This window comes from Kocuria sp. WRN011, from assembly GCF_002295155.1.
GTDB classification, from domain to species: domain Bacteria; phylum Actinomycetota; class Actinomycetes; order Actinomycetales; family Micrococcaceae; genus Kocuria; species Kocuria carniphila.
Map to the genome: position 1 here is coordinate 1 of NZ_NSGI01000002.1, position 22,410 is coordinate 22,410.

Here is a 22,410-nt window from a genome sequence, read left to right on the forward strand (position 1 = left end):
AGCTGACACCCAACACCCCAGGAAACGGGAAAAACACCCGGAGCATCAGGCCATCAACCAAAAAATACAAATACTTTTCGGTATCAACAAACTAGGCACACTATTGAGTTGACAAACAACAAACCACACGGCGGATCTCAGCGATCCTGTCGTTGGTTGAAATTTTCGCTTTTCGCCGAGAACCTCGCGGTTCCGCTCGGAAGCAACTTTTCTATCGTAGTACCTTCTGCTTCGGCGTGTCAACTTGATCTCTCAAGCTGGTTGGCTTCCACTTCTGATAGCTGTCGATTCCGCATGAACAAGGCGCAGGAACAACCTGTGCTGATCTTTACGGGATGTTCACCGCTGCGTTGGCCTTTCGGCCTTGCCCGCGGCGACTCGGACTACATTACACACGGATCCCACGGCGCGCAAAACCACTGCCAGCGCCCCCGGTTCCCGGATGAGAAGAGCCCTGGAGCGCCCATAATGGCAACTCTCCAGGGCTCAGGGCTCAGGGCTCAGGGCTCAGGGCTCAGACGACAGTAACTGCAGCCAGATTCTTCTTGCCTCGACGCAGCAGCGCGAATCGCCCGTGCAACAGATCGGAGGCATCCAGTGCTGCGTCCCCATCGGTGACCTTCTGGTTGTTCAGCGAAACGCCACCTTCCTTGACCGTGCGTCGTGCGGCGGACTTGGACTCCGAGAGTCCGGTGGCCACCAGGAGGTCAATGATCGTGGTCTGATCCGCGCTGACTTCAGCATGGGGAAGCTCAGCCGTGACCGACGCCAGGGTTTCCTCGTCCAGGTCGGAGAACTGCCCCTTCCCGAACACGGCAGCGGATGCCGCGATGGCCTTGCGCGTTGCCTCTTCACCGTGGACCAGAGTATTGACCTCGTAGGCCAGGGCCTTCTGGGCTTCGCGACGGTACGGTTCGGTCTCCGTGAGACGGCCAAGCTCTTCGATCTCTTCGCGGGTACGGAAGGTGAAGACCTTGAGACGGTCCACCACATCTGCGTCAGCGGTGTTGAGCCAGAACTGGTAGAAGGCGTACGGAGAGGTGAGCTCCGGGTTCAACCAAATCGCGTTGCCCTCGGACTTACCGAACTTGGTGCCGTCCGAGTTGGTGATCAAGGGCGTACCGATCGCGTGCACGGTGGCACCTTCAACCTTGCGTACCAGTTCGGTACCCGAGGTCAGGTTGCCCCACTGATCCGAACCACCGGTCTCCAATACGCAGTTGTACTCGCGGTACAGGTTCAAGAAGTCCATACCCTGCAGGATCTGGTAGCTGAACTCGGTGTAGGAAATACCCTCGTCCGAGTTGAGTCGCTTGGCCACAATGTCCTTCTTGATCATCGTGCCGACGCGGAAATTCTTGCCGACGTCCCTCAGGAAGTCGATCGCGGACATCTGCGACGTCCAATCCAGGTTGTTGACCATCCGTGCCGCGTTCTCCCCTTCGAAGGAGAGAAACCGCTGAACCTGCTCGCGGAGCAACTCAACCCACTCGGCCACGGTCTCGCGGGAGTTCAGGACGCGCTCAGACGTCTGACGCGGGTCACCGATGAGTCCGGTGGAGCCACCGACCAACCCGATGGGGTTGTGTCCGCCCAACTGCAGACGGCGCAGCAATAACAACTGAACCAGGTGGCCCAAGTGAAGAGAGGCCGCGGTGGGATCGAACCCGCAGTAATACGTGATGGGTCCGGAGGCCAAGGCATCCTCAATGGACTGTGGGTCCGTGGACACCTGGACGAGACCCCGCCAATTCAGTTCTTCCCACAGGGAATCGAAGGTCGGGTCGTTGTGCTGATTGCTCAGATCGGTGGTTGACACGAGGACTAAGTTATCAGCCCTGCGACTCCGAGCAGGTTTGTTCCAGACCCGCTGGCATGCCATGCGCGGCCACCATGTACAGACGCTGGGTGGGTCGTGTCATCGCCACATACAAGTTGCCCACTCCCCCGGCAGGATCGTTGGCAATGTCCGCCGGTTCCACCACCACTACGGAATCGAATTCCAGGCCCTTCGCATCCCACGGGGTGAGCAGCATGATCTGACGATCCAGTCGTCGCATTCCCGCGGCGACCAACCCCGGGAACGCCTGGTCGAGTGCTGCGGCCACGGCAGCAATCGAGTCACCGGGACACACGACGCCGATCAGTCCTCCCTCGACGAGATCCAGTTCACTGCGGAGCTGCTCGATCACCGCCTCGGCCACTTCCTCCTGGTCGGCAACGTTGATCAAGACGGGCGCCTCCCCGTCACGAACGGCGCGCGGGTCCGACACGCGAAGGCCTGCTGCGCGGGCAACTCGCACGGCGGCGTCGGCGATGGGCTGGGGCGTGCGGTAGTTGACCGTGAGTTCCTCAAGGGAGAAGCGATCCCCCACGAACGGTTCCAGCGCACCAGCCCATGTGGTCGCTGCCGCGGCGTTACCGGCCTGGGCAATATCGCCGACCACCGTGAACGACTTCATGGGGCAGCGGCGCATCAGCGTGCGCCACTGCATGGCCGAGAGCTCCTGAGCCTCGTCGACCACCACGTGCCCGTAGGCCCAGGTGCGGTCCGCCGACGCCGCCTCGGCAGCTGTCATGCGCCGCACCGGTTCCTCGTTCAGGGTGGTCAACTGGTCCACGGTGATGATGCCCTGGGCGCCGATGTCTTCGAAACCCTCGGCCATGGTGGCGAGCACTTTCTCCGCGGATTCTGCCGCCTTGCGCTGCTCGGCCGCCTGACCGCGCAGCTTGATACCCGCGGAATCGAAGTCGCCAAGCAGCTCTGCCGCTTCGTCGAGCAATGGCACGTCCGCGACGGTGAGCGGCGCATCAGGGGCTCGGAGTAGCTGCGCGATTTGGGCGTCACTCAGGTTGGGAGCGGCGGAACGCAGGTAGCGCTCCTTGGAGAACAGCTGACCCACCAGTTGCTGTGGGGTCAACGGCAACCACAACAGGTTGAGAGCCACTCGGACCTCGCGGGACTGCCGCAGGTCTTCCTTGAGATAGGAACGGTCCATGGTGGAACCGGCCTTCTCGTTGAGCTGCTGCCCCAGGGTTTCCGCGAGCTGCTTGATGATGACCTTCACAAAGGTCGCGCGGGCCTCGTTGTGCGCCTTGCCCGTGGCACGGGCACGCTCACGCGCGTGCCGTACCAGGGAGCGCTTGAGTTTGACCGAATGACCATCCACGGTCAGCCAGAGATTCTTCTCCGGAACCTTTTGCCGGTCCGCGACCGCTCGCTCGATCACGTCCACCATGTGCAGTCCGGACTTCCACCGTGCGACCCACGGATCACGTTCGACCTGGCCGTGAACGCCCGGGTACAGATCCGCCAGCGAAGACATGACCACACCGGTCTCACCCAGAGCGGGCAACACCCGTTCGATGTACCAGAGGAACGATGACGATGGCCCGACGATCAACACGCCGGACTTGGCCAGGCGTTCGCGGTGTTCGTAGAGCAGGTACGCGGCACGGTGCAGCGCCACCGCGGTCTTCCCCGTTCCGGGACCACCCTGCACTACCCGCACACCCTTGAGTGGTGCGCGGATGATGCGGTCCTGTTCGGCCTGAATGGTCGCCACGATGTCGTTCATCCGACCGGTGCGGGTCTTGTTGAGTGCTGCGAGGAGCGCGCCTTCGCCTCGGACGACCTCGTCCTGTTCCACGGCGTCCGCGTTGAAGACATCGTCCTCGATGGCCGTGACGTTGCGCTTCTCCATGATCAGGTGCCGACGCCGCGCGAGCCCCTGGGTGTTGCGTGCGGTCGCCTGATAGAACGCGCCGGCTTCTCGGGCGCGCCAGTCCAGCACCAGACGCTGGTGGTCCTCGGTGGCCAGACCGAGCCGGCCCACGTAATAGCGTTCGTCGTCCTCGGTGTCGAGGCGGCCGAAGACCAGGCGCTCATCCACCGATTCGAGTTGCGTCAATCGGTCCTCGTAGTGGGACGCAAAGGCATCACGTTCGGACTTGGCCTGGTGACCGCCTCCGTAGTCACTACGCCGGACCTTTGCGAGTTCATGACTGTTGACCTCGCGCAACTCGTCCAGGCGTTCATAGGCCTGGGCAACGTAGTCCCGTTCCAGCTCGAGCTGCTGGGCGGTTCTTTCAGACGCGGACTCGGTCACGCAATTCACCTCACGGGGACGGAAAACGACCGCCGGTTCCATAACCAGCGGTCGTCAATCCTATCGCGCTCCCGTGACCGAGGATGTCACGGGGAGAAACTCAGACTCGCAGCAGGGCGCGAACCCGGTGTCCGCCCAGCTGGGCGCGGCCGCGCAGGGCGGTCAACTCCATGATCACGCCGAAGCCCGCCACGTTGAAACCGGCGCGGGTCAGCAATGAGGCAGAGGCACCCAACGTGCCACCGGTGGCCAGAACGTCGTCGAGCACCAGAACACGCGAACCGCGCGGGACATCGTCCGTGTGGATTTCGAGCGTTTCGGTGCCGTACTCCAGGTTGTACTGCTGCGAGATGGTCTCGCGCGGCAGCTTGCCCTTCTTCCGAACGGGAACAATACCCACGCCAGAGGCATAGGCCACGGCTGCGGCAATCATGAACCCGCGCGCTTCCACACCGGCCACGCAGTCGTACTGGCCGCGGAATGCATCGGTCAGTGCGTCCACGGTGCGCTTGAATCCGTCACCGTCTGCAAACAGCGGAGTGAGGTCACGGAACAACACCCCCGGCTCCGGGTGGTCCGGGATCTTGGCGCACAACCGGTCAATCATCTGCTCTACGGATTCAGTCACCGGACCATCGTATCCGCCGTTCGACCCACACGAGCAGTTCACGCGGATGCTACGGCCGGGTTCTACGTTTCTTGACGGCAGCTTTTCGGTACGGCGAGACCGTGGGATCGTTCTTGAGCGCGAAGCGCCACGGGAAAGCGTCCGTCCCGCCTTCGCCCGAGACGCCGGTGCGAGCGGTGGTCACCATCTCCGCCTGCCCAGCATGCTCCGGCAGAAAAATCCCCGTCCAGGGTTTCGGATACCCGGGGTGCTCGGTCACGAGACGCTGCGCGGCGAGGACGGTATCCGGGACGCTGCCCAGGTAACGCAACGGAGCGCCGTCGTCAGAACGGTCCAGCCCGAGTGCCTGGGCGACATTGCCGGGTCCCCTGGCAAGTGCGGCGTGCGCTGGTTCGGTGGCCCGGTTCGCACTACGACGACGCCGCGCGGCGTCCTCCCCCGCCACCAGCTCCCCGGCACGAATGAGGCAACCGCCCGCGTGTCCGTCGGGCCGACAGACCAGGTTGAGGGCGTGGTGCAGTCCGTAGGTGAAGTAGACGTAGAGGTGAGCCGGCGGGCCGAACATCGAGGCGTTGCGGGCAGTCCGCCCGCGATAGGTGTGTGCCCCGGGATCCGGAAGGTCGGAGTCGGCTGGCCCCCCGTACGCTTCGACCTCGGTCAGGCGCAGTGCCACCGTGGCTTGTGAATCGGAACGTACCAGGACGGCACCCAACAGCGCCGGAGCTGCCTCCGGCGCTGTTGCGGACAAGAGCTCTTCGAGCGAATCGGCCACGTGTGCGAGTGGTCAGGAAACGATCGGCTGACGGGACTCGAACGCGGCCAACTCACCCAATTGGCGCTTGAGCTCGGCCAATTGCTGTGCCACAGCGGACGGAGCCGTGCCGCCCTGAGAATTGCGGGAATTCAGCGATCCTTCGACCGTGAGTACCTCGCGCACCTGCGGAGTGAGGTGCGCGGAGATCTGCGCGAACTGTTCGTCGGTGAGGTCCCACAGCTCGATGCCGTTCTCCTCGCACACACGCACGGCGTCTCCGGAGATCTCATGGGCCTCGCGGAACGGGACACCCTGGCGAACGAGCCACTCGGCCACATCCGTGGCCAGGGCGAAGCCCTGCGGAGCCAGCTCCACCAGGCGCTCCTGGTGGAACACGAGCGTGCCCATCATGCCGGACACCGCAGGCAACAGGACCTCGAGCTGATCGATCGCGTCGAAGACCGGCTCCTTGTCCTCCTGCAGGTCACGGTTGTACGCGAGCGGCAGGCCCTTGAGCGTGGCCAGCAAACCGGTGAGGTCGCCGATGAGGCGACCCGCCTTACCGCGGGCGAGCTCGGCGACGTCGGGATTCTTCTTCTGCGGCATGATCGAGGAGCCCGTGGAGAAGGCGTCGTCCAGGGTCACGAACGAGAATTCCTTGGTGGCCCACGTGGTGACCTCTTCGCTCATGCGGGAAATGTCGACCGCCGCCATTGCGGTGACCCACGCGAATTCGGCGTAGACGTCGCGAGACGCTGTGCCGTCGATCGAGTTGAAAACAGCGGAATCGAAGCCGAGCTCCGAGGCGACGGCATTGGGGTCCAGCCCCAAGGAGGAACCGGCCAAGGCGCCGGAACCGTAAGGGGACACCGCGGCGCGCTTATCCCAGTCGACCAGACGCTGCACGTCGCGCAGAACTGCCCAAGCGTGCGCGAGCAAGTGGTGGGACAGCAGGATGGGCTGCGCGTGCTGCAAATGGGTGCGGCCCGGCAAGGGTGCGTACGGGTACCGCTCGGCTTGAGAGATGAGGGCACGCACCACGTCCAGCAGGTCCTTGGCGATGATGGCGGCGTGGTCGCGCAGGTACATGCGACCCAGCGTGGCGATCTGGTCATTGCGGGAACGGCCGGCGCGGAGCTTACCGCCCAGCTGCGGCCCGGCGCGCTCGATCAGACCGCGTTCCAGGCAACCGTGGACGTCCTCATCGGATTCGGCGGGAACGTAGGCGCCGGAACGAACGTCGGTCTCGAGCTGATCGAGCGCGGCAATCATGCCCTCAAGTTCTTCGGCAGTAAGCAGTCCGGCCGTATGGAGCACGCGAGCATGAGCGCGGGAACCCGCGATGTCATAGGGAGCCAACCGCCAGTCGAACTGCGTGGACTTGCTCAGAGCGGCCAGGGCATCCGCCGGTCCCCCGGCGAAACGACCGCCCCACAGGGCGCCCTCATTGGTTCCGTGCTGCTGGTGCTGGGCCATGCTGCTCCTTGCTCGCGAGATGGTGCTAGTTGGGTTCCGGCGACCGGGCGCCGACGGTTCGTGTGCCGAAGCTACGGGTGCCGAGGTCGTGGTTACCCGTAACGACTTCGGACGTAAATCCGGCCGGGCTCCAGTCTAGGAGCCCGGCCGGTCATGACGCGTCAGCGGCGTTTAGTTCTCGCCCGCCAGGCGCTGTTCGCGCTGCGAGGCAACCTTGGAGGACATACCGAACAGCTCGATGAAGCCGCGGGCGTTCGACTGGTCGAACGAATCGCCTTCGTCGTAGGTGGCCAGGTTGAAGTCGTACAGGCCGGTGTCCGAACGGCGGCCGGTCACGGTGGCGCGACCCGCGTGCAGTTCCATGCGGATGTCACCGTTGACGTACTTCTGGGTGTCATCCACGAAGACGTCCAGGGACTTCTTCAGCGGCGAGAACCACTGGCCGTCGTAGACCAGTTCGGTCCAGCGCTGATCCACGGTCTTCTTGAAGCGTGCCTGCTCGCGCTCGATGGTGACGTTCTCCAGTTCGCGGTGCGCCGCGATCAGGGTCATGGCACCGGGAGCCTCGTAGATCTCGCGAGACTTGATGCCCACCAGGCGGTCTTCAACAATGTCGATCCGACCCACGCCCTGGGCGCCGGCGCGGCGGTTGAGTTCCTGGATGGCCTGCAACGCTGTGACCGGCTTGTTGTCGATCGCGACCGGAACACCTTCCCGGAAGGTGATGACCAGTTCGTCCGCGGGCGGCGGGAAGGTGGGATCGTCCGTGTAGTCGTAGACGTCCTTGGTGGGACCGTTCCAGATGTCCTCCAAGAAACCGGTCTCCACAGCGCGACCCCACACGTTCTGGTCGATCGAGAAGGGGTTCTTCTTGGTGGTCACGATGGGCAGGTCGTTCTTCTCCGCGTAGGCAATGGCCTTTTCGCGGGTCAGAGCCAAGTCACGAACCGGGGCGATGCACTTGAGCTCGGGACCCAACGTCTGGATACCCACCTCGAAGCGAACCTGGTCGTTGCCTTTACCGGTGCAACCGTGTGCCACGGTGGTCGCGCCGAACTGCTTGGCGGCCTTGACCAGGTGCTTGACGATCACCGGGCGGGACACGGCGGACACCAGCGGGTAGGCATCCATGTACATGCCGTTGGCCTTCAGAGCCGGCATGCAGTATTCCTCGGCGAACTCGTCGCGAGCGTCGGCCACGTAGGCCTCCACGGCACCGCAGTCCAGGGCGCGCTGGCGAATGGTCTCCAGGTCCTCGCCGCCCTGTCCAACGTCAACGGCCACCGCAATGACCTCGGCACCCGTGGCTTCTCCGATCCAACCGATAGCCACCGAAGTATCGAGACCTCCGGAGTATGCCAACACAACGCGATCGCTCACGGTGCTCTCCTCACTTTGCTGCACGACAAAAACTTTGCGCACGGGCCAGGCCCGCGCCTCAATGCATGACTATACAGCACTATTTGTAATTATGCATTGAGCGAGAGTTCGCGCTTGAGGATCTTGCCCGTGGGTCCCTTGGGGAGCTCGTCCAGAACGTTGTAGTGACGGGGGTACTTGTACTTGGCCACCCGTTCCTGAACGAAGGCGTCCAGCTCCTTGGTCACTTCTTCCGTCGACCGGTCACCGAGGGCCTTGGGGTCGAAGACGACGACGGCACCCACCTCCTCGCCGTGCTGTTCGTGAGGCACACCCAGCACGGCAGCTTCCACCACACCGGGGAACTGGTACAGCACCTCTTCGACCTCGCGGGGATACACGTTGTAGCCGCCGCGCAGAATCATGTCCTTCTTGCGGTCCACGATGTAGTAGACGCCGTCCTCGTCGCGGCGCGCCATGTCCCCGGTGTGGAACCATCCGTCGCGAATGGCTGCCTCCGTTGCTTCCGGGTTACGCCAGTAGCCCTTCATCACGTACTGGCCGCGGACCACCAACTCACCGACCTCCCCCTCGCCGACGGGCTGGTCCTGGCCATCGAAGATGTCCAATTCAGCGCCCTCGACAGGTGTTCCGATGGAACCGGGTTTACGAATGCCTCCCGGCTGATTCAAGGAAACCACCGGTGACGTTTCGGAGAGCCCGTATCCCTCGTGGACGGTCGTGTTGAACACCTTCTCGAACCGTTCGAGCACCTCCACCGGCATGGGTGACCCGCCGGAGAGAGTTGCCCGAAGGTTGATACCCTCCACCGCTTCCGGACCGGTCTGATTGACTGCGTGCAGCAGGGCCACGTACATGCTGGGCACGCCGACGAACACCGTGACCTTGTCCCGGCGCAGAATCTCAAGGGCCTTCATGGCGTCGAAGCGCGGCAGCAGAGTGACCGAAGCACCCTTGGACACCACTCCGTTGAGCGCGACGGTCTGACCGAACACGTGGAAGAACGGAAGGCCTCCAAATTTCACGTCGTCTTCGGTCAGAGAGAATCCTTCGGCGGACATCGTGGCGTTGGAACGTAGGTTGAGGTGGGTCAGCTCTGCACCCTTGGGCTTGCCGGTGGTACCGGAGGTGTAAAGCAGTACGGCCGTATCGTCATCATTCCGGTCAACCACCTCATGATCGGGCTCCACACCCTGCAGCTTCTGCATGGTCTCCTGCGCTCCGATGGCCACCACAGGAATGTCACCGGCTTCCTTGGCAGCTTCCTGGCTAGCGTCGATCATGCCTTCCCAGGTCAGGACCGCGGAGACCTCAGCATTGGTGAAGTGGTAGCTGAGTTCACGAGGGGTCAGCAGCGGATTGAGCGGAACAACAATTGCTCCGATCCGGAGAATCGCGTAGTACAACACCGGCATGTGGGGAACATTGGGCATGACCGTGGCCACGCGGTCGCCCGGCTTAATCCCCTGCGTCTTGAGCATTGCTGCTGCCCGCGCCGAGAGGTCGTTGAGCTGCGCGTAGGTCATCCGGGTGTCATCCAGGATGATCACGGGACGGTCCGGATATCGTTCGGCGGAATCGGTGAGCAGGGTTGCCACATTGGACATGAGTCATCTCCCAGGAATCTGTAGTGATCTGTGACACATGAGACTGCCAGTATCGGATATCGGAGTCAATGCGACGCTCCGTGATGCCCGCTGCCAAACCACCCTGCGTCCGACTCGTTTTCGTGAGGTGTGTCGGGAGTGCACTACTGTCGGCATGATCATGTCGGAGTGCCGTGGGACACTGTCCTGGTGGTTCCCCGACTCGGGTGAAACCGCGCCTTGTCAGCTCTTTCAGGAGGAACCGTCCGTGTCCGCACCGGAGAACAATGCCCAGCAACCGCAGTTGACCGACGAAGAAATCGCCTACGTCAACTCACTCTTCGACGCCGCACGTGAGGGTAGGAACGATTTCTTGCGGGAAGCCCTCCAGGCCGGTGTTCCGGCCAACCTGACGAACGGCAAAGGCGACACCCTGCTGAACCTGGCGGCCTACCAGGAGCAGGAAGAGACCGTGTTCATGCTGCTCGAATTTGGCGCGGACACCGAGCGGGTGAGTGACGTGGGGTTCACCGCACTGATCTGCGCGGTGTTCCGGGGCAACGAACCCATCACTCGCAGGCTCTTGGAAGCGGGCGCGGGTCAGGCCACGGGCAATCAGCACGCACAGGACGTGGCCAAGGTCTTCGGACAGGAGCACTTGCTGCCCGTTCTGCAGGAGTTCGAACCCCGCGGGTCCTGACTGCCCCGCGACGCAACGCGCCGCCGAACGAGCCGGTCAGCGAACGTGGATGGCTCAGCCAACGAGACAAGATCGCCAAAGGGCAGTGAACCCTTATTGGTGGGCCCATCAGCGGGCCGGAGACCCATCGGCCAGGGATCAGCGGTCAAGGTATCAATGAGCCAGGGGTCAGTGAGCCAGATCCAAGAACTTCTGGGCCACCGCGTCCCCACCCTGCGGGTCGCGGCACACCACCATGATGGTGTCATCGCCGGCAATCGTTCCCAGGATGTCCGAAAGCACGGAATGGTCGATCGCCGAGGCGAAATACTGGGCGGCTCCGGGAGGGGTCCGCAGAATCACGAGGTTCGCGCTCGCCTCCGCAGTGACGAGCAGATCCTTGCAGAGCCCTGCCAGGCGGGCGTCCAGGGTTTCGCGAGTGATCCCGCTGGCGGGCGAGCGATCCGCTCCGGCTTGCGGCACCGCATACACCAACCCGCCTTCCGGCGAGCGCACCCGCACGGCTTCGAGCTCGACCAGGTCCCGGGACAGCGTGGCCTGTGTGACCTGAACGCCGTCGGCGGCGAGTAACTCGGCAAGTTCCGCCTGCGAATGAATGTCTCCGCCGGTCACCAACTCCATGATGCGAGCCTGCCGGGCGGTCTTGGTGGTGGGAATGCTCACTGCTGTCCCCCGGCGCGGCGCAGGGCATCCGGCCGATCCGAGGACAGTCCGGAAGAATCCAGCAGCCACGTGAGCAGCGCTTTCTGAGCGTGCACGCGGTTCTCGGCCTCGTCCCAGACCAGCGATGCCGGCCCGTCGATCACCTCGGCCGTGACCTCGTTGCCCCGGTAGGCGGGGAGACAATGCAGGAAGACAGCGTTCCCGGCTGCCTGCGCCATGGCCTCGGATGTCACCGAATACGGCCGGAAGATCTCGGCGCGATCACCCTTCTGATCCTCCTGGCCCATGGACACCCACGTGTCAGTGACCACCGCGTGGGCACCCGCAAGGGCCTCAGCCATGTCGCTCGTGACCAGCACGGAACCGCCGGTTTCGGCGGCGCGTTCCCGAGCGGCGTCGATCACCTCCTGGCTGGGCAGGTGCGAGGCGGGACCGGCAATCCGCACGTGCATACCGGCAGTGACACAGCCGAGCATGTACGAGTTGGCCATGTTGTTGGCGGCGTCTCCCACGTAGGTCAGGGTGAGGCCCTTGACGTCGCCGAAGCGTTCCCGGAGCGTAAGAAGGTCCGCGAGGATCTGGCACGGGTGATAGTCGTCGGAGAGCGCGTTGATCACGGGCACGGAACTGTACTCGGCCATTTCCTCCAGGCCCGACTGCTCGAACGTGCGCCATACGACCGCGGCGAGCATGCGGGAGAACACGCGCGAGCTGTCCGCGATGCTTTCCTTGTGACCCAGCTGCGACTCGCCCGGGTTGATGATGAGCGGGTTGCCGCCCAAATCGGCCACGCCGGTCGCGAAGGAAACACGGGTGCGGGTGGAGGTCTTGTCGAAAATAACGCCCACGGTTTGTGGGCCGGCCAGGGGACGGCGGCTGAACCGATCGGCCTTGAGCGCGGCGGCCAGATCCAGGACTTGCTCCTGTTCCTCGGGGCTCAGATCGGTATCGACCAGAAAATGACGCAACACGGGGATTCCTCCTGCGGGTGAATGAAGTCTGTTAAGAGCCGGCGAGCGCGGTGCGGGCGTCGCTGATGATGCCCGGTAGTGCGGCAACGAAACTGTCCGTTTCCTGCGCGGTGATGATCAGTGGCGGGGCCAGGCGCACGGTACCGGGACCGGTGGCGTTGATGATGAATCCGGCTTCGCGGGCGGCGGTCACGACGGCGGGTGCCAGGGCCTGCTCGGGTGAGTCCTGGACCAGATCGATGCCGATCAGCAGGCCGTGCTGACGCACCTCGCGGACCTCTGTCAGGTCTTTCAATGCCGCGGCCAGGTGCGCGCCGACAACGTCCGCGTTGCCGAGCAGGCCCTCGTTCTTGATGACGTCCAGCGTGGCCGACGCCGCCGCGGTCGCCAACGGGTTGCCTCCGAACGTGGTGCCGTGTTGTCCCGCGGTCAACAGCGAGGACACGTCGGAGCCAACGGTGATCATGGCGCCAATGGGGAAACCGCCACCCAGGCCCTTGGCCAAAGTGATGGCATCCGGGAATTCACCCTCGGGCAGCTGCGCGGTGGTCGCGAGCCACTGTCCGGTGCGTCCGATGCCGGACTGCACCTCGTCCACGATCAACAGTGCACCGTGTTCGCGGGTGAGTTCGCGGGCGCGAGCCAGGAGCCCCTCGAGGAGTGCATGCACACCGGATTCACCCTGCACCGGTTCCACGATGAGCGCCGAGACTGTACCGTCCAGCTCCTTCTCAAGCGCCTCAATCGTTGCGGGGATGTGGGTCACTCCCCCGGGCAACGGCTCGAAGGGTGCCCGGTAGGCGTCCTTGGCGGTGAGGGCGAGCGAGCCCATGGTGCGACCGTGGAACGCGTTCTCCAGGGCGAGCACCCGGGTGCGCGGAGCGCCGTCGGGACCGGGGTGGGCCGCGCCGTGACGGCGCGCCAGCTTGAAGGCGGCCTCGTTGGCTTCCGAACCCGAGTTGGCGAAGAACACGTGTGAGCCCTCGGGCGCGTCGGTCAGCTCGAGCAACTGGTGCGCGAGCGAAATGCCCTGCGGTGAGGTGAACAGGTTGGAGATGTGCGCGAGCTTGCCCGCCTGCTCACTGACCGCCGCAACCCAATCCGGGTGCGCGTAGCCGATCGAGTTCACCGCGATACCGCCGAGCAGGTCCAGGTACTTCTTGCCGTTGGCGTCCGTGACGTACACACCTTGGCCCTCGGTCAGGACGAGGGCGGGGTCACCGAACACCCCCAGCAGGTTGTCCTTGTAGTCCTGCAGCAGCTCGTTCTGCGATTCGCTCATGGGGTGTCTCCGTCCGGGGTGACCTCGGTGCCGATACCGGTGTCGGTGAAAATTTCCAACAGGGATGAATGCGCGGACCGGCCGTCCACAATGGACGCCCGCGGCACACCGTTGTCCACGGCGCGCAGGGCAGCCTGCATTTTGGGGATCATCCCGGATTCCAGGGAGGGCAGCATCTCGCGCAGCTCCGTGATGGTCAGCGACGAGATGAGGGAGGACTTGTCCGGCCAGTTGGCGTACAGGCCTTCCACGTCCGTGAGGGCCACGAACTTCTCCGCACCCAGCGCAACGGCAACCTCGGCCGCCGCGGTGTCCGCATTGACGTTGAGCACCTCACCGGTCAGGTCACCGGAGCCGTCCGACGCGGAAGGATCGTCCGCGAGTTCGGGTGCGATCGAGGCGATCACCGGGATCTTGCCGATCTCGATGAGCTGTTCCACGGCCGCGGTGTTGACCTTCTCCACGGTCCCCACCAAGCCCAGGTCCAGCGGTTGTCCGTCCGAACCCGTGCGAATCCTGCGCGCCTGCAATAGACCGGCGTCCTCACCGGACATGCCCACCGCGTACGGGCCGTGCGCGTTGATCAGACCCACGAGCTCCCGCCCCACCTGGCCGGTGAGCACCATGCGGATCACACCCATGGCCTCGCGGGAGGTCACACGGAGCCCGTCCCTGAACTCGGACGGAATGTTCAACGTGGACAACATGGCGCTGATCTGCGGGCCGCCACCGTGGACGACCACGGGTTTAATGCCCATGTGACTCAGGAAGACCATGTCCTCCGCGAAGGCGCGGCGCAGGTCGTCGTTGATCATGGCGTTACCGCCGTACTTGAAGACCATGACGGAACCGGCGTAGCGCTGGATCCAGGGCAGGGCCTCCATGAGGGTTTCCGCCTTGGATTGGGCGGTCTCGTACCTGGTGTTATCGCTCAAACGTGACATGACGGGCGCGCGTCAGCTGGAGTACGCGCTGTTCTCCTCAACGTAATCGTGGGTGAGGTCGTTGCTCCACACCGTGGCCTGGTGATTGCCGGCCTTCAGGTCGATGACGATATCCACGGCGCGAGCTGCGGCCATGTCCACGTTGTCGCGGGAATCGCCGATGGCGCCGTTCCGGCACACCATGACGCCGTTGATGGTCACGTCAATCTGGTCCGGGTCGAACTGAGCGGACGTGGTGCCCACGGCCGAGAGCACACGGCCCCAGTTGGGATCGTTGCCGAACACTGCGGCCTTGAGCAGGTTGGACCGGGATACCGTGCGGGAGACGTCCTCGGCCTCGGTTTCGGTCGCGGCTCCCACGGTGGTGATCGCGATGTCGTGGGAGGCACCCTCCGCGTCCGTGATGAGCTGCTGCGCCAGGCTGTGGCACACAGCGGTAAGTGCGCGGGTGAATTCCAGCTCGTCTGCGGTGTTCCCGGAGGCACCGGAGGCCATGAGGGCCACGGTGTCATTCGTGGACATGCAGCCGTCCGAATCCGTGCGATTGAACGTCACCCGACAGGCCTCGCGCAGCGCGCGGTCCAGGGCGTCGGCCGGCAGCTTGGCGTCGGTCGTGATGACCACGAGCATCGTGGCCAGTCCGGGCGCCAGCATCCCCGCGCCCTTAGCGATACCGCCCACGGTCCATCCGTCCCGCGCGGCACACGCCTGCTTGGAGACGGAGTCGGTGGTCATGATGGCCTCGGCCGCCGCCTTACCCGCCTCGGGGCCAGCTTCGAGGGCCTCGGTCAACGGCGGGATTCCGGCCCGCATCACGTCCATCGGCAGTTGCTCGCCAATCAGTCCGGTCGAACAAACGACGACGTCGCCGGCGCCCACTCCCAGCTTCTCGGCCACGAGTTCTGCCGTTTCGTGGGTGTTCTGGAACCCCTGGGCACCGGTGCAGGCGTTGGCGCCGCCTGAGTTGAGGATCACCGCGCGGGAACTTCCTTGTCGGATCACCTCGCGCGACCAGTGCACCGGTGCTGCGGCTACACGGTTGGAGGTGAAGACGGCCGCCGCATTGAACTCCGGGCCGTCGTTGACCACCAGGGCGAGGTCCTTGCCACCGGAGGCCTTGAAGCCTGCTTCCACACCGGCGGCGCGAAAACCGGCTGCCGCGCACACGCCGTAGGTTGTGTCCACGGTGATATCGGGAACGGGGTTGTGGGATGCCATGAGAACTCCTGGTGCGTGAATCGTGTGCGGCGTGAGCGAAGGTGAGCGAGCGGCGTCGTACGTGCCGGTGTCAGTAATTAATCAGGGAGCAAGACCCTGGTGCTGGAGACCCGCTGTCTCGGGCAAGCCAAGGGCAATGTTGACGGACTGCACGGCGCCGCCCGCGGTCCCCTTGGTGAGATTGTCCAGCACCAGGCTGACGATCAGACGGTTGGCGTGCGGGTCGACCGCGAGCTGGAGCGCCACGTGATTGGACCCGACCACGGACTTGGTGGTCGGCCACTGCCCCTGGGGCAGAACGTGAATGAACAGCTCGTCCGCATAGGCATCCTGGTAGGCCTTCAGCGCAGTTTCGAGGGTGGTGCCCTCGGTCAGCGGCGCGGTGGCCGTGGTCAGGATGCCGCGGGGCATGGGGGCAAGCGTGGGCGTGAACGAGATGCTGACGTCCTGGCCGGAGGCCCAGCCGAGACCCTGCTCGATTTCGGGAGTGTGCCGATGGCCGCCGCCCACTCCGTACGGGGACATGCTGCCCATGACCTCGGCGCCGAGCAGGTGCGGCTTGGACGCCTTGCCCGCTCCAGAGGTGCCGGAAGCAGAAACGATCACGATGTCGCGGGTTGAGACGAGACCCGCCGCAACGGCCGGAGCCAGGGCCAGCAGGGACCCCGTGGGATAGCACCCGGGGACGGCAATGCGCGTGGCACTGCCGAGCTTCTCCCGCTGCTTGGCCCCGCTGGGATCGATGATCAGTTCGGGCAGACCGTAGGGCCAGTGTCCGGCGTGGTCGCCGCCGTAGAACGCGTCCCACGCTTCGGAGGATTCCAGCCGATGGTCCGCACCGGCATCCACGACCACAGTGTTCTCGGGCAGCTGTGCGGCGATCTCCGCAGACTGGCCGTGCGGTAGCGCCAGGAACACGATGTCGTGACCGGACAGGTTCTCGGGAGTGGTCTCCACCACCTCCATGTCCGCGAGCGCGTGCAGGTGCGGTTGCAGGCTGCCCAGTCGCTGGCCCGCGGTCGAGTGACCGGTCACGGTGGACACGGTGATCTCCGGGTGTCCGGCGAGCAGGCGCAAGACCTCTCCGCCCGCGTAGCCGGTGGCTCCTGAAACAGCTGCGGTGTACGTCATACTCGTCAGCATACCGCATGGATATACATAACTATCAATATTTATACATCCATGGCGTTGGACCATTACGCGCGTAGGCGAGTGAGCGCGACGAACCTTGAACCGATCGGTGTGGCGCGCAAGACTGACCATGACCGTTGACGACCGGCGCGCCCGCGCCCAGAGGAGGCATCGTGACCGACACCATGAAAGCCATAGCCACGCAGGAAAGCGGTGGCCCGGACGTCCTACAGCTGGCGAATGTGGGCATCCCCCAGCCCGGACCGGATCAGGTGCTGGTGCGCACCGCCGCGACCGGTGTGAACTTCATTGAGACCTACCAGCGCGAAGGTGTCTACCCGGTCGAGTACCCGTTCACGCCCGGGTCCGAAGGTGCCGGAGTGGTGAGCGCCGTGGGCGAGAACGTGTCCTCGGTGTCCGTGGGTCAGCGCGTGGCCACCTCCGAGGCCACCCGCACCTACGCCGAATACTTCGTGGTTGACGCGGCCAAGGCCATGCCGGTTCCTGACGAGATGTCCGTTCACGACGCCGCCGCCCTCCCGCTCCAGGGGCTCACCGCCCACTACCTGGTGCGCTCCACTTTCGAGCTCAAGCCCGAGCACACCGCGGTCATCACCGCGGCCTCCGGTGGCGTGGGTGGCCTGGCGATCCAGCTCATGAAGCGCATCGGGGCCACGGTCATCGCGTTGACCTCCACCGAGGAAAAGGTCGAAACCGCGCGTCAGCTCGGTGCCGACCATGTCCTGGGATACGAGAACTTCGCGGAACAGGTCCGGGAACTCACGGACGGTCGAGGTGCCGACGTCGTCTACGACTCCGTGGGGAAAACAACGTTCGACGAATCGCTGAAGGCCACGCGCGTGCGCGGCACCGTGGTGCTCTTCGGAGGATCCTCCGGTCAGGTCCCGCCGTTCGACATCCAGCGCCTCAACGGCTCCGGTGCGCTGTTCCTGACCCGTCCCTCCCTGGTCCACTACCTCCGAGATGCTGAGGAGCGTGCCTGGCGGTGGAACGAATTGACCGGCGCCGTGGTGACCGGAGACCTGACGGTCCGAGTGGGTGGCACCTATCCCCTGGCCGATGCGGCACAGGCCCACACCGATCTGGAATCCCGCAAGACCCAGGGCAAACTGCTGTTGCTGCCGTAAGTCGTCCACCACGCGGACTGCTGCACCATGTGGGTCCGCGCATGACGAAGGGCCCGGCGAGAACCGGGCCCTTCGTCATGTTCTGCAATCCGCACCGCGCTCGGTGCGGTCACGAGCGGTGGTCAGTGTGCGTGGCGGTTGACCGCGCGCACTCCCCAGACCGTCCCCGCCAGGGACAACAGTGTCAGACCGGCCAACCCAATGGCCTTCACGCGTTGACCCGTCACGGTGGAATCGGTGATGCCCTCACCGTAGCTACCGGGCTCATCCGTTTCCATGACGCGTAGTTGACCGTCTTCAACGGCCAGCAGCGCATCGACGGCCTCCGGGAAGTCCGAGTCCTGCTGCCCGGTCTCGGACCCGCGGAACGTGATCTGATCCCCTACCTCGGCCTTGACCGGGTCGTTCAACCCGTTGTCGAACGGGTGGTCCTTCAGCAGCTCGTTGTCGGGCATGATGCCCGCGTAAATGCCGTTGAAATCCTTGGTGACCAGATCGTGGGTCATGGTCTGGTAGGAACCAGAGACCACCATGGAATTCCCGGCCCAGTCCGCCAGTCGGCCGGCCTTGTCGAAGGCCAGCAGCGACGCGACGGCGAAAATCAGTGACACCACGACGCCCACGAGCACGACCAGGACGATCCGCCAACCGCCGGCCCTGCTGCGCCGGGGAGGCTCCTGCTCGTCAAAATCAAAGAACTCCTGGGCGTCGTGTGACAACGATTCTCCTTCTGATGTGTCAGCCACGCAGTTGCGCGCCGTGAGCGGCTTCAGCAGCGGCCACGGCCGCGGTGCGGGCCTCTGATGCTTCGTCGGCGGTCAGGGTACGGTCCGAAGCTCGGAATCGCATGGCAATGGCCACGGACTTCTTCCCGTCCTCCACACCGGTACCCGAGTACACGTCGAACACGTTGGCCGATTCCAGCAGCTCCCCGGCACCGCTTTCCACGGTCGCCAAGAGTTCAGCCGCCGGGAGATCCAGATCGACGACGAGCGCCACGTCCTGCGTTGCTGCGGGGTATCCCGAGATCGACTCGGCCACCACGGACGGGATCTCACGTTCGATCAACGCCGAAAGGTCCAGTTCCATGACGCACGTGCGTTCCGGCAGGTTCTGTGCCGCCACGAGCTTGGGGTGCAGTTCGCCGGCCACACCGATGACCGCACCGTCAGAGGTGCTCAGGGTGGCGGTACGTCCCGGGTGGAAGGCCTGGTGCTGGCCCTGCGTGACCGTGAGTTCCACACCCAGCACATCCGCGGCGAGCATGGCGGAGTCCAAGGCGTCCTGCCAATCCAGGCGACGCGGCGCTACCCAGGGTCCCGCGGCGGCGTCGTTGCCCGTGAACACCGCAGCGAGCTTGCGCGGCTGATCGGGAATGGCCGCGTTGAGGCGCGCCAAGTCGTCTTCCGAGGGGCGTTCGCCCAATGGCGGGATGGGCTGGGTGTCCGGGGTGTAGCCCTCGGGCAGGAACACGTGACCGGATTCGAACAACGCGAGGTCACGGAAACCGCGGGAGTGGTTGCGCTTGAGCACCTCGAGCAGGCCCGGCAGGATGCTGACCCGCAGCAACGGCTTGGCCTCGCTGATCGGGTTGGCGAGCTTGACCGACTCGACGGTCGTGCCTTCCGACGCCGAGCCCCACAGGTCGTTCTCGTCCTGGGAGACGAACGGGTAGCTGAGCACCTCGGTCAGGCCGGCTGCGGCCAGAGAGTTGGCCACGCGGCGTCGTGCGGCCTGCCAGCGGGTGAACCCGCGACCGGGAGGCGCAACCGGAAGCCGATCGGGGATCTTGTCGTACCCGTCCAGGCGGGCGATCTCCTCGACCAGGTCTTCCTTGTCGCTCAGGTCCGGGCGCCATGTGGGCGGGGTGACCGTCCAGCCGTCCGCGGTCTCGAGGACCTCGGCACCGATCTCGCCCAGCGAGTGCTCGATGGTTTCGGGCGAGTAGTCCACGCCCACGCGGGCCTCGGCGTATCCCGCGGGCAGGTCGATGGACTCGGGAGCCACGGTCTGATCGACGTCGGTCACCGCACCGGTGTCGGTGCCGCCGGCAAGTTCGACCAATAGATCGACCACGCGCTGAGCGGCCACCGGGGCGACCTGCGGGTCCACACCGCGTTCGAAGCGCTTGGACGCCTCCGACGGCAGCTTGTGGCGACGCGCGGTACGGGCGATCGAGATCTCATCGAAACGCGCGGCCTCCACAAGAATGCGTGTGGTGGAGTCCGAGACCTCGGTCGTGGCACCACCCATGACACCGGCGATGCCGACGGGACCGGACTCGTCCGTGATGAGCAGATCCTCGGAGTCGAGTTTGCGGGTCTTGTCATCCAGCGTGGTGAGTTTCTCGCCCTGCTGGGCCCGACGCACGGTGATGCCGCCCTGGAGTTTGTCCAGGTCGTAGTTGTGGATCGGGTTGCCGTATTCGAGCATCACGTAGTTGGAGATATCCACGGGAAGGCTCAGGGAACGAATCCCGGCCAAGCGCAAGCGGGACGACATCCACGGCGGGGTGGGCGCGGTCGCATCCACGCCCTCGACCACGCGGGTCACGAACCGGGTGCAGCCCTCGCGTCCGTTGATCGGGGCGTCGTCGGCCAGCGTAACCGAGAAGCCCGAGTCGTTCGCGGCGGGCACTTTTGCGGCCAGCTCGGCCACGGGGTCTGTGAACGGTGAGCGCGTGGCATGGCAGTACTCGCGGGCCACACCGCGCAGCGAGAAGCCGTACCCGCGATCCGGGGTCACGTTGATCTCGGCGGCGGAGTCGTAGAGGCCCAACAGTTCCATGGCGTCCGAACCCAGTTCCGGGTCCAGGCCCAGGGTGGAGAGCACCAGGATGCCGTCGTGATCATCACCGATGCCCAGTTCACGCACCGAGGCGATCATGCCGGCGGAGGTGTGACCGTAGGTCTTGCGCGCGGAGATCTTGAAGTCGCCGGGCAGCACGGCACCGGGCAGGGTCACCACGACCTTGTCGCCCACGGTGAAGTTATGGGCACCGCAAATCACGCCCTGCACACCGGACGGGTCGATGCCCTTGCCGGTCAGCGTCTGCTCCTGGCCTTCCGGAACCACGCGCACAGTGCACCAGTTCACGGTCTTGCCGTTGGAGTGGGTTTCCGGCTCCATAGTGAGCACCTGGCCCACCACGATGGGCCCGGAGAGCTCGTCCGTGGGGCGGTGAATGTCTTCTTCTTCGAGGCCCACCTTGACCAGCGTGGCCAGGACGTCCTCGGCGGTTGCGTTCTCGGGTACGGGCGCGTACTCGCGCAGCCATGACAAAGGAACTCGCATGATTAGATCTCCATCCCGAAGTGCTCGCTGAAACGGATGTCGCCCTCGACCATGTCGTGCATGTCCGGGACGTTGTTGCGGAACATCAGGGTCCGCTCGATACCCATGCCGAACGCGAAGCCCGAGTACCGCTCGGGGTCGATACCGGCCGCACGCAACACGTTGGGGTGCACCATGCCGCAGCCGCCCCACTCGATCCAACGGGGGCCACCCTTGGCGGTGGGGTGCCACACGTCCAGCTCGGCGGAGGGTTCGGTGAACGGGAAGTAATTGGGGCGCAATCGGATCTGGGCTTCTTCACCGAACATCACTCGCGCGAAGTGCGTGAGCGTGCCCTTGAGGTCGGCCATGGACAGACCCTCGTCCACGGCGAGGCCCTCCACCTGGTGGAACACCGGGGTGTGGGTCGCGTCCAGCTCGTCCGTGCGGTAGGTCTTGCCCGGGCACACCACGTACACCGGCAGCTCGCGCTCCAGCAGCGAGCGCATCTGCACGGGTGAGGTGTGGGTGCGCATGACCAGGTGCGAGGACGGCGGGTCCACGAAGAACGTGTCCTGCAGCTGGCGGGCCGGGTGGTCCGGCTTGAAGTTCAGCGAGTCGAAGTTGAACCATTCGTGTTCGAGCTCGGGGCCGTCCGCGATCTCCCAGCCCATGCCCACGAACACGTCGCCGATTCGGTCCATCAGGTTGGTTAGGGGGTGGCGTCCGCCCAGTCGCGTGCGGCGGGTCGCGGCGGTGACATCCACGGCCTCGTCCACAAGGATGCGGGCGTCGCGCTCTTCCTCGAGCACGGAGGTGCGCGCGGCCACAGCCTTGTTCACGCGGCCGCGGGCCTGGCCGACGAGCTTGCCTGCAACAGCCTTCTGGGCCTTGTCCAGGCCACCGATCTTGCGGTTGGCCAACGCGAGTGGTGACTTCTCACCGGTGTGGACCAGTCGCACGACCTTCAGCTCGTCGAGGTCGGAAGCTGTCTCGATCTCGGCGAGCGCGCGTTCTACGGCTGAGGTGACCCCGGCTTCGTCAGTGGGGTCCACCTCGATGGACGATGTGGGTTCGGACATGGTTTCTCGCGTTCCTGCTCGCGGACGGGTTCAGCGGGAGGCCCGGCGTCAGCGACGGCGCCGCG

At 64.8% G+C, this 22,410-nt stretch carries 18 protein-coding genes; 2 read left to right on the top strand and 16 right to left on the bottom strand.

Going from position 1 to position 22,410, the window contains the following annotated elements; genetic code table 11:
- Window positions 1–514 precede the first annotated feature (514 nt).
- From tyrS to CKW39_RS02830, 7 genes are all read right to left on the bottom strand, one after another.
- Window positions 515–1,819 carry a tyrosine--tRNA ligase gene (tyrS, locus tag CKW39_RS02800; protein WP_095796668.1) on the bottom strand — a complete coding sequence of 435 codons (1,305 nt, stop codon included), beginning with the start codon at window positions 1,817–1,819 and terminating at the stop codon, window positions 515–517.
- A 13-nt stretch (window positions 1,820–1,832) separates the two neighbouring features.
- Window positions 1,833–4,151, bottom strand: a complete 2,319-nt coding sequence (locus tag CKW39_RS02805) for an AAA family ATPase (RefSeq protein ID WP_095796669.1) — start codon at window positions 4,149–4,151, stop codon at window positions 1,833–1,835.
- 58 nt (window positions 4,152–4,209) lie between these two features.
- On the bottom strand, window positions 4,210–4,737 hold the full coding sequence (locus tag CKW39_RS02810; protein WP_095796670.1) for an adenine phosphoribosyltransferase: 528 nt from the start codon (window positions 4,735–4,737) through the stop codon (window positions 4,210–4,212).
- A gap of 49 nt (window positions 4,738–4,786) precedes the next feature.
- Window positions 4,787–5,509 carry a DNA-3-methyladenine glycosylase gene (locus CKW39_RS02815; protein WP_095796671.1) on the bottom strand — a complete coding sequence of 241 codons (723 nt, stop codon included), beginning with the start codon at window positions 5,507–5,509 and terminating at the stop codon, window positions 4,787–4,789.
- A gap of 12 nt (window positions 5,510–5,521) precedes the next feature.
- A complete protein-coding gene (gene argH, locus CKW39_RS02820; RefSeq protein ID WP_095796672.1) occupies window positions 5,522–6,967 on the bottom strand; it encodes an argininosuccinate lyase in 1,446 nt (481 codons plus the stop codon).
- Window positions 6,968–7,138: 171 nt separating this feature from the next.
- Window positions 7,139–8,347, bottom strand: a complete 1,209-nt coding sequence (locus CKW39_RS02825) for an argininosuccinate synthase (protein ID WP_095796673.1) — start codon at window positions 8,345–8,347, stop codon at window positions 7,139–7,141.
- Window positions 8,348–8,436: 89 nt separating this feature from the next.
- Window positions 8,437–9,954: a long-chain fatty acid--CoA ligase gene (locus tag CKW39_RS02830; RefSeq protein WP_095796674.1), complete on the bottom strand. Its 1,518-nt coding sequence runs from the start codon at window positions 9,952–9,954 to the stop codon at window positions 8,437–8,439.
- Between the two features lie 247 nt (window positions 9,955–10,201).
- Here CKW39_RS02830 and CKW39_RS02835 point away from each other — a divergent pair, with 247 nt between their 5' ends.
- On the top strand, window positions 10,202–10,633 hold the full coding sequence (locus CKW39_RS02835; protein ID WP_095796959.1) for an ankyrin repeat domain-containing protein: 432 nt from the start codon (window positions 10,202–10,204) through the stop codon (window positions 10,631–10,633).
- A gap of 168 nt (window positions 10,634–10,801) precedes the next feature.
- Here CKW39_RS02835 and CKW39_RS02840 read toward each other — a convergent pair whose 3' ends face one another.
- The 6 genes from CKW39_RS02840 to argC form a co-directional block, all read right to left on the bottom strand.
- Entirely contained in the window at window positions 10,802–11,296 is a 495-nt protein-coding gene (locus tag CKW39_RS02840) for an arginine repressor (RefSeq protein WP_095796675.1), read from the bottom strand.
- Window positions 11,293–12,267, bottom strand: a complete 975-nt coding sequence (gene argF / locus CKW39_RS02845; protein ID WP_095796676.1) for an ornithine carbamoyltransferase — start codon at window positions 12,265–12,267, stop codon at window positions 11,293–11,295. Before argF ends, CKW39_RS02840 begins: the two co-directional genes overlap by 4 nt.
- Window positions 12,268–12,298: 31 nt before the next feature.
- On the bottom strand, window positions 12,299–13,549 hold the full coding sequence (locus CKW39_RS02850) for an acetylornithine transaminase (RefSeq protein WP_095796677.1): 1,251 nt from the start codon (window positions 13,547–13,549) through the stop codon (window positions 12,299–12,301).
- Window positions 13,546–14,493, bottom strand: coding sequence for an acetylglutamate kinase (gene argB, locus CKW39_RS02855; protein WP_095796678.1), 948 nt, complete (start codon window positions 14,491–14,493; stop codon window positions 13,546–13,548). The genes CKW39_RS02850 and argB overlap by 4 nt, the downstream gene beginning before the upstream one ends.
- A gap of 12 nt (window positions 14,494–14,505) precedes the next feature.
- A complete protein-coding gene (gene argJ / locus CKW39_RS02860; RefSeq protein ID WP_095796679.1) occupies window positions 14,506–15,711 on the bottom strand; it encodes a bifunctional glutamate N-acetyltransferase/amino-acid acetyltransferase ArgJ in 1,206 nt (401 codons plus the stop codon).
- Window positions 15,712–15,792: 81 nt separating this feature from the next.
- On the bottom strand, window positions 15,793–16,842 hold the full coding sequence (gene argC, locus CKW39_RS02865) for an N-acetyl-gamma-glutamyl-phosphate reductase (RefSeq protein ID WP_095796680.1): 1,050 nt from the start codon (window positions 16,840–16,842) through the stop codon (window positions 15,793–15,795).
- Window positions 16,843–17,027: 185 nt separating this feature from the next.
- Between argC and CKW39_RS02870 the strand changes: the two genes are divergently transcribed.
- Window positions 17,028–17,990: a quinone oxidoreductase gene (locus CKW39_RS02870; protein WP_095796960.1), complete on the top strand. Its 963-nt coding sequence runs from the start codon at window positions 17,028–17,030 to the stop codon at window positions 17,988–17,990.
- A 122-nt stretch (window positions 17,991–18,112) separates the two neighbouring features.
- On the opposite strand, the gene CKW39_RS02875 is transcribed toward CKW39_RS02870, so the two are convergent.
- Genes CKW39_RS02875 through pheS form a run of 3 tightly spaced genes read right to left on the bottom strand, consistent with a single transcriptional unit; the run spans window position 18,113 to window position 22,345 of the window.
- Window positions 18,113–18,709, bottom strand: a complete 597-nt coding sequence (locus CKW39_RS02875; protein ID WP_095796681.1) for a hypothetical protein — start codon at window positions 18,707–18,709, stop codon at window positions 18,113–18,115.
- Between the two features lie 19 nt (window positions 18,710–18,728).
- A complete protein-coding gene (pheT, locus tag CKW39_RS02880; RefSeq protein ID WP_095796682.1) occupies window positions 18,729–21,284 on the bottom strand; it encodes a phenylalanine--tRNA ligase subunit beta in 2,556 nt (851 codons plus the stop codon).
- A gap of 2 nt (window positions 21,285–21,286) precedes the next feature.
- Entirely contained in the window at window positions 21,287–22,345 is a 1,059-nt protein-coding gene (gene pheS / locus CKW39_RS02885; protein ID WP_095796683.1) for a phenylalanine--tRNA ligase subunit alpha, read from the bottom strand.
- Window positions 22,346–22,410 lie beyond the last annotated feature (65 nt).